The organism is Microbacterium sp. (genome assembly GCF_031178525.1).
Taxonomy (GTDB): Bacteria; Actinomycetota; Actinomycetes; order Actinomycetales; family Microbacteriaceae; genus Microbacterium.
Genome location: NZ_JAPSJA010000262.1, coordinates 1 through 3,278, shown reverse-complemented (window position 1 = coordinate 3,278; position 3,278 = coordinate 1). Strand labels below are relative to the sequence as shown.

Below are 3,278 nucleotides of genomic sequence, written 5' to 3'. Positions count from 1 at the left end.
GATCGGCGAGATCCGCGCGCGCGGCGCCAGCATCTCGCCCGGCTATCTGGGCGATCGCGCCGCGACCGAGCGCAAGATGCCGGGCGGCGAGCTGCGCACGGGCGACCTCGCGACGGTCGATGCGGACGGCTTCATCTACGTCGTGGACCGCGCGGAGGACTTCATCAAGACGTGGGGACACCGGGTCGCGAGCCAGGACGTCGAGGCCGCGGCCATGGAGCTGCCGGAGCTGCTCGCGGTCGCCGCCGTCGGGCTGCCGTGCCCGCTGGCGGGCGAGCGGATCGAGATCCTCGCCGTCGTGCGACCCGGCTCGGCCCTCGTCGCGCAGGATGTGATCGCACACTGCCGACGCCGGCTGGCGAAGCACATGGTGCCCGACGCCGTGCATCTGGTCGACGCGCTGCCGCTCAACGCGAACGGCAAGGTCGTCAAGAGCGAGGTGCGCGCGCTGTGCCTGCGCCTCGCCGCGCCCGCCGTGAGCGCGAAGGCATCCTGAGCCATGCGCGCGGCACGGAGCACGGCACGACGCTCGCGGCGGATCGCGGGCGTGGGAGCGCTGGTGCTGGCGGTGATCGCGGGCCTCGCGGTCGTGTGGGACGGAAGGATGCCTTCGATGTCGCAGCCCGAGATCACCGCGCCGGGGGACGCCGCTCTCAGCGCGGTCTCCGGCGCCCGGATCCTCTTCGCCCACCAGTCCGTCGGATTCAACATCCTCCAGGGCATGAAGGACGTCTACGCGTCGGCGGGCGCGGCGGCGCCGACGATCGTCGAGACGCGGGAGACGCTCGCGGACGACGCCCAGATCGCTCACGTGCACATCGGCGTGAACGGCGACCCGCTCGGCAAGATCGCGGACTTCACCGCGCTGATGGACGGCCCGCTGGGCGCATCCGTCGACGTGGCGCTGCTGAAGTTCTGCTATGACGACATCACGGCGGGATCGGACGAGGAAGCCGTCTTCGACGCCTATGCGCGGGCGATGGCCGACCTCGAGCGCGCACATCCCGACGTCACCTTCCTGTACACGACCGTGCCGCTCACGACCGACCGCGGCCTGCGCGCGAGCATCAAGGCGCTGCTGGGACGGCCCGACCGTGCCGGCCCGCTCGACAACGCCGTGCGCGCCCGCTACAACCAGCTGGTGCGCGACCGGTACGCCGGCACCGGGCGACTGTTCGACATCGCGGCGGTCGAGACGACCGTCGACGGAACGCCCACGACGCGCACGCTGGAAGCGCAGACGTACCAGGTGCTGAACCGGGCGTACGCGGCCGACAACGGGCACCTCAACGAGATCGGCGCGCGCGCCGCGGCCGGCGCGCTGATCGAGGTCGTCGCGGCCAACGTGCGATGACGATCCACGGCGTGGGCGTCGACGTCGCCGACGCCCGGCGCATCCAGCGCCTGCTGGAGCGGGGCGGCGAGGCGGTCGCGCTCCGTTGGCTCGGGGACCCCGGCACGTGCGGCGGTGGGGGCCGGGAGGGCGATCAGGCGCAGGCGCCCGGTGCCGGCCTGCCCGTGCGTGCGCTCGCCGAGTGCTTCGCCGCCAAGGAGGCCGTGTGGAAGGCCCTCGCGTTGCCTGACTGGGCCGGTCACGTGCCGTGGCCGTGGATCGACATCCGGCGCGACCGCTCAGGAGTGCTCACCGTCACGCTGAGCGGGCCCGTCGCCGCGGCGGCGGAGCGGGCGGGAGCCGGCCACGTGGACGTGGCCGCGCACTCACGCGGCCACGTCGCCATCGCCTTCGCGGTCGTCGCGCGCCTCAGTGCGCGCCGATCGCCGGCACCTGCTCCGTGAGCACGGGAGGCTCGTGCAGGTAGGCGGTCGTGCGCCGCTTCTGCTGGATGTCGCGGAAGACGCGGTCGAGCTGCTCGGCCGAGAGCCCGGTCGCCGCGCCGATCTGCGCGGCCGGCACGTCGTTGTCCAGCCCGTACAGGCACAGGTCCATGCGGTCGTAGGGGAGCGAGAAGTAGAACTCCTCCTGCGACTGAGGCATCGAGTAGGTGTCGGTCGTCGACGGGCGCTGCCGGATCTCGCGCGGCACGCCCAGGTGTGCCGCGAGTGCGTACACCTGCGACTTGTACAGGTGCGCGATCGGCTTGATGTCCGCGGCGCCATCGCCGAGCTTCACGAAGAAGCCCTGGTCGTACTCGAGGCGGTTCGGCGTGCCGGTCGTGAGGTAGTTCAGCCGGTCGGCGTGGTAGTACTCGAGCATCTTGCGCGTGCGCTGCTTGAAGTTGGTGGCGGCGACGATGCCCAGGTACGCCTCCTGGGTCAGGCGGTGCGTGCTCCGCGTGCCGTCGGGAGCCTCGACGACGACCGAATAGAGGCGGTACTCGTCCGAGTCGACGACACTCGGCAGCACGATCTTCGAACGGTGGCCCGGACCGTAGTCGGGCACGACCAGCCGGATCGCGTCGTCGCGACGGCGGTAGCAGCCGGCTGCCTCGAGCAGGGGCGAGATGTCCTCCACGGCCGACTCGACGCCGAGCGCGTCGGTCAGCAGCCTGCTGTAGCCGAGCGTGTCGTCCGACGACTCGCGCTCGGGCAGGTGAAGGGCGAAGACCCGTTCGCGGCCGAGTGCCTGCACGCACAGCGCCGCCACGACGCTCGAGTCGATGCCGCCCGACACCGCGACGACGACGCCCTTGCGTCGATAGGTCGCCAGGGCGGTGCGGATCGTGCGCGCGATGCGCTCGACCTCGGCTTCCGCGTCGATCGCGAGGTCGTCAGGTCCGAATGACATGTGCTGCTCCTTCTGGGTGTGCGCGGTCGTCCTGCGCGTGGTCGACGAGGGTCGTGAGGCTGTGCCGTAGCAGGGTCTCGGGGCGCCGGTCGGGCGCGAGGAGCTGGCGGTGCAGCAACTGAGTCGTGAGCACGGCCATCAGGCGCATGCTGTCGGTGTTGCCGATCGCGCGGCCGGGATCGCGGCGGAACTTCGCCAGCAGCCGCTGCACGGCCGTCGCCTGGAAGACACCCGCCTCGCGCACGGCGCCATCCGAGAGGACGTCGTCCATCCAGTCGGGCTCGCTGCCCGCGAAGAACGCGCTCGCATCCGGCGCACGGTAGGGCTGCTTCGGGCGGCGCAGGATCTGCTCGGGGATCAGGTCGGCGAACGCCCGCTTGAGCAGGTGCTTCTCGTCGAGACCGAGCAGCTTGTGCCGCGCGGGGATCTCGGCGGTCAGCCGCGCGACGTCCGGGTCCAGGAACGGGAACCGGCCCTCCACACCGTGCGCCATGAGCATGCGGTCGCCCTGCGACGACAGCAGGTATCCGGG

At 71.7% G+C, this 3,278-nt stretch carries 4 protein-coding genes and 1 pseudogene; 3 read left to right on the top strand and 2 right to left on the bottom strand.

The genetic code is table 11. The features are described from left to right. The 3 genes and pseudogenes from RIF89_RS12805 to RIF89_RS12795 form a co-directional block, all read left to right on the top strand. Nucleotides 1–496, top strand: a pseudogene (locus tag RIF89_RS12805) (AMP-binding protein); the annotation flags it as partial. Between the two features lie 117 nt (nt 497–613). Continuing rightward, a complete protein-coding gene (locus RIF89_RS12800) occupies nt 614–1,354 on the top strand; it encodes a hypothetical protein (RefSeq protein WP_309069483.1) in 741 nt (246 codons plus the stop codon). Continuing rightward, nucleotides 1,351–1,797 carry a 4'-phosphopantetheinyl transferase superfamily protein gene (locus tag RIF89_RS12795; protein ID WP_309069482.1) on the top strand — a complete coding sequence of 149 codons (447 nt, stop codon included), beginning with the start codon at nt 1,351–1,353 and terminating at the stop codon, nt 1,795–1,797. The genes RIF89_RS12800 and RIF89_RS12795 overlap by 4 nt, the downstream gene beginning before the upstream one ends. On the opposite strand, the gene nadE is transcribed toward RIF89_RS12795, so the two are convergent. After that, nucleotides 1,763–2,746: an NAD(+) synthase gene (gene nadE, locus RIF89_RS12790; RefSeq protein ID WP_309069481.1), complete on the bottom strand. Its 984-nt coding sequence runs from the start codon at nt 2,744–2,746 to the stop codon at nt 1,763–1,765. The genes RIF89_RS12795 and nadE overlap by 35 nt on opposite strands. Continuing rightward, on the bottom strand, nt 2,730–3,278 hold a 549-nt coding region (locus RIF89_RS12785), incomplete at its 5' end, for an asparagine synthase-related protein (RefSeq protein WP_309069480.1). The genes RIF89_RS12785 and nadE, both read right to left, overlap by 17 nt.